The following is a 3,093-nucleotide window of genomic DNA, read 5'->3' as shown; positions in this document are numbered from 1 at the left end:
ATGTTAGCGTAAGATGCTCGCTAACTACTCTCCCACACCTTTTTTCGTTCACCCGCGATCGCGCACCATTGCCCAACTAACAGTTAAGAGCTTGGGTTGTTTGGGAGATTTAGCTTTCAACAGCAATTACACTCAAAAAAACAATTAAAGGCTTTATTCCCTCAGCCGTCTGTTGTTACTGCCACCGTCTTAAATACACTGATTTATTTGTCTTCCCCCAGCACCCGCAGATCAAAGAGCTTGCCTCAACTTGCTGGGGCAAATAATTGCTCAAAAGGTAGACGCCCCCAACGTTCCCACAAACTTCGCCATCCACAAGCGGAATTTACTAAATAATTATTAATTTCATCACCAGACTGAGCTAATCCATGTATAATTTGCTCTGAAATTTTCAAAGATGCCGTTAATAAACTAGCACTAAATTAACTCTAACCAAAAATTTTCATAGATAAAAAATGATGATTTGTCAAAATTACGATTCAATTGATGCTGTCGATCAAATGCTTAGAAGTCTCAGAATTAAGTCTAATCAAATCAAATTAGCAAAGTCCAATAGTATGCCTTATGTAGCTGAAGCATTAGAAAATCAGCTTTTGGAGTTAAAACAGCAGCTATCAAAATCAATTGACCCAGAATTTCAAGCATTGATGAGTTTGCTAGATGATTGAATTTTCTGATTGAATCATCTCCCTAAATAGAAAAAAGCTGTTGTCCGCTAATACTGATCGCGCTTGAGTTTATTAAAGCGGAGTGGTCTTGTAGGAGTTTTTGGGTAAAGCGCTCAGTTCACAAACACAAACACAAATATGATTTGTGATGTCTGTTCTGGTGATTGAGCTCACCCTTATTTAATTTAGCCACGATCAAACAAAGTTTCTAAATAAACTTGGGCAACTGCCGCGTTGCCATTTGTATTTTGCAGTAGGAAAAGTGAGATTGCTGCGGTCAACATTCGTTTTTCATCCCAATCAGGATGCTTTTCTAGGTAGTTGTTTAGGGAATCATGGAGTGTGTCAGGTAAGCCTGCCAGAATCTTAACTGTTGCGTTCATAAACCCAGAGCTGCTCCCGGAGTAAGTTAATAAGGATGAAGAAATTGTGGTGAAGAAGCTTTGGGCTGTCTTACACCATCTTTCGCCTATCTGCCGATTGACACTAACAACTGAGTATTTTTATACAACTGATGCCGCTGATTGAACAGATTACGAAAGGCTATCGGATCATTGTGCGCTCAGAGGGGGTAGATTTGTCAATATTGCGAACTGTTAACATTAGCTATAGAAAGAATAAATATTTACGGCACAATCGGGCTTAGGGCTACATTTTAGTTACGCTACTTCATAAAAACTCAGTATCCAAGACTGATTAGCACTGACTAATAAAATCCCCAGTCAGCCAACAAAAGCAGCGTTAGCTTGTAGAGCAACTGTGGAAAACAGAGAAAATACCTGTGGAAAGCCTGTGGAATACCTCAGGAAAAGTTTAGCTAATGATAAGAATTACAAAAAAGCCTAAACCCCAATCTTCGCCATTGTCATGTATAAAAACAACAATGCCTAAATGGTGAAATTAATTCTGTAAATTTACTAATTCGTTTAGCTACTAGTTATAGGTAACAAGCGCTCGCTCGCTTCATTATTAGCGATCGCATAAATTGCCGATGCACTTGCTAGAAAAAAATGCTTTCTAACTCAGACGATTTTAGGGTAAGCTTTTTTGATTAGTAAACGTACATTTAAGATCAAACAAATCGCGCCAACACGATCATGAGTCAGGGTGTGTATCCAGAAAACTGGAAGGAAATTGCTGCTGCGGTAAAACTTGCCTCTGGTTGGCGTTGTTACAAGTGTGGAATACTTGGCTTGCGTCCCGGTGAAAAACCACCAAACTTGACAAAATCCCAACGCCGAGCTTACACACTTCAAGTTCATCATTGGAACTGCGACCCGTCTGACAATCGATTAGAAAACTTAGTTTGTCTATGTAGCGCCTGTCACCTTTACTGCCATCGATTCGGACGCGGGAATATTTCTCCTGGACAATTATCACTGTTTTTTGAACACCAGGTTAACTAGGTTTAATGATTTCACACGAGTACAAGCAACATTGACTTGTGGTCACCATAACAGCAGGGATTGCCATTTCAAAAATATGCTCAATTTAAATAGTTGCCGTAATAGTTGAGATAAATCAAGTAGTTTAACTTGTTCTTTGGTGTTAGATACTTATTCGATATGAAGAAATTACCCCTCAAAGAACTGCTCGAAAGTATTTATCAACAACTACTGCCTAGCTTACAAATTGTAAGTGTTAATCCTCGTAATCCAATTCACGTCAGCTATCTTCCGCAACCCTGGCGGCTGCTTGGCAAAGGAAATTACGCCGCAGTAGTTTATCATCCCAATCACCCTGAGTGTGTAGTTAAGATTTATGCCCCAGGAAGGCCAGGCTATCAAGAGGAAGTAGAAGTTTACCGTCGTTTAGGCTCCCATCCAGCTTTCTCTGAATGTTTTTATGCCAAAGATGACTTTTTAATCTTAAAACGGCTTTATGGAACGACACTCTACGATTCTATGCACTTAGGTTTACCGATTCCCAAACAAGTAATACGGGACATCAATGAAGCTCTTGATTATGCTCAAAGTCGCGGACTCTACCCGCATGATGTCCACGGTCGTAATGTCATGATGCACCAAGGTAGAGGATTAGTTGTAGATATCTCAGATTTTCTGGAGCAAGAACCCTGCTCAAAATGGAATGACTTGAAAAAGGCTTATTATTGGTTATATCTCCCCATATTGTACCCACTTCGACTGCGCGTACCATACTTTGCTCTGGATATGCTCCGCAAATTTTATCGCTTAGGAACTGATTTCAAAACTTCTTGTTATCAACTAGTTCTCAAACTAGCTCATCATAAATATTTCAAACGGTAGTCTAATTTCTTGAATCGACCAAATATTAGCTTTTAGAGAGGAGATTGTTGCTTTCATCAAAAGAGCCAAAGTTAAAAAAACACCTTCTTTCAAACCCGTACTATTCAAGGGGCGACAAGAGAGCTAAAGTGCTTGCTGTATAAGCTTCATAGCTCTTA

At 39.5% G+C, this 3,093-nt stretch carries 6 protein-coding genes; 4 read left to right on the top strand and 2 right to left on the bottom strand.

Annotation, left to right across the window (positions count from 1 at the left end; genetic code table 11):
* Positions 1-13: 13 nt before the first annotated feature.
* Complete coding sequence (locus AC5JL8_RS07230; protein WP_495879104.1) at positions 14-148, top strand: hypothetical protein; 135 nt, start codon at positions 14-16, stop codon at positions 146-148.
* A 97-nt stretch (positions 149-245) separates the two neighbouring features.
* Here AC5JL8_RS07230 and AC5JL8_RS07225 read toward each other — a convergent pair whose 3' ends face one another.
* Positions 246-395, bottom strand: coding sequence for a hypothetical protein (locus tag AC5JL8_RS07225; RefSeq protein ID WP_495879103.1), 150 nt, complete (start codon positions 393-395; stop codon positions 246-248).
* A gap of 60 nt (positions 396-455) precedes the next feature.
* Between AC5JL8_RS07225 and AC5JL8_RS07220 the strand changes: the two genes are divergently transcribed.
* Positions 456-668 carry a hypothetical protein gene (locus tag AC5JL8_RS07220; RefSeq protein ID WP_495879102.1) on the top strand — a complete coding sequence of 71 codons (213 nt, stop codon included), beginning with the start codon at positions 456-458 and terminating at the stop codon, positions 666-668.
* Positions 669-853: 185 nt separating this feature from the next.
* On the opposite strand, the gene AC5JL8_RS07215 is transcribed toward AC5JL8_RS07220, so the two are convergent.
* The gene (locus tag AC5JL8_RS07215) at positions 854-1,051 is read right to left on the bottom strand and encodes a DUF2811 domain-containing protein (protein ID WP_495879101.1); all 198 of its coding nucleotides are present in this window, start codon (positions 1,049-1,051) and stop codon (positions 854-856) included.
* Between the two features lie 714 nt (positions 1,052-1,765).
* Between AC5JL8_RS07215 and AC5JL8_RS07210 the strand changes: the two genes are divergently transcribed.
* Both AC5JL8_RS07210 and AC5JL8_RS07205 read left to right on the top strand, forming a co-directional pair.
* Entirely contained in the window at positions 1,766-2,074 is a 309-nt protein-coding gene (locus AC5JL8_RS07210; RefSeq protein WP_495879100.1) for an HNH endonuclease, read from the top strand.
* 159 nt (positions 2,075-2,233) lie between these two features.
* Positions 2,234-2,935: a serine/threonine protein kinase gene (locus AC5JL8_RS07205; protein ID WP_495879099.1), complete on the top strand. Its 702-nt coding sequence runs from the start codon at positions 2,234-2,236 to the stop codon at positions 2,933-2,935.
* Positions 2,936-3,093 lie beyond the last annotated feature (158 nt).

The sequence above is a fragment of the Mojavia sp. genome (genome assembly GCF_059505145.1).
This window is presented reverse-complemented; position numbering and strand designations above follow the sequence as displayed.

Coding starts and splice junctions, on each gene's coding strand:
- AC5JL8_RS07220 (WP_495879102.1), top strand. CDS start 456: ATGATGATTTGTCAAAATTACGATTCAATTGATGCTGTCGATCAAATG.
- AC5JL8_RS07215 (WP_495879101.1), bottom strand. CDS start 1,051: ATGAACGCAACAGTTAAGATTCTGGCAGGCTTACCTGACACACTCCAT.
- AC5JL8_RS07205 (WP_495879099.1), top strand. CDS start 2,234: ATGAAGAAATTACCCCTCAAAGAACTGCTCGAAAGTATTTATCAACAA.
- AC5JL8_RS07230 (WP_495879104.1), top strand. CDS start 14: ATGCTCGCTAACTACTCTCCCACACCTTTTTTCGTTCACCCGCGATCG.
- AC5JL8_RS07210 (WP_495879100.1), top strand. CDS start 1,766: ATGAGTCAGGGTGTGTATCCAGAAAACTGGAAGGAAATTGCTGCTGCG.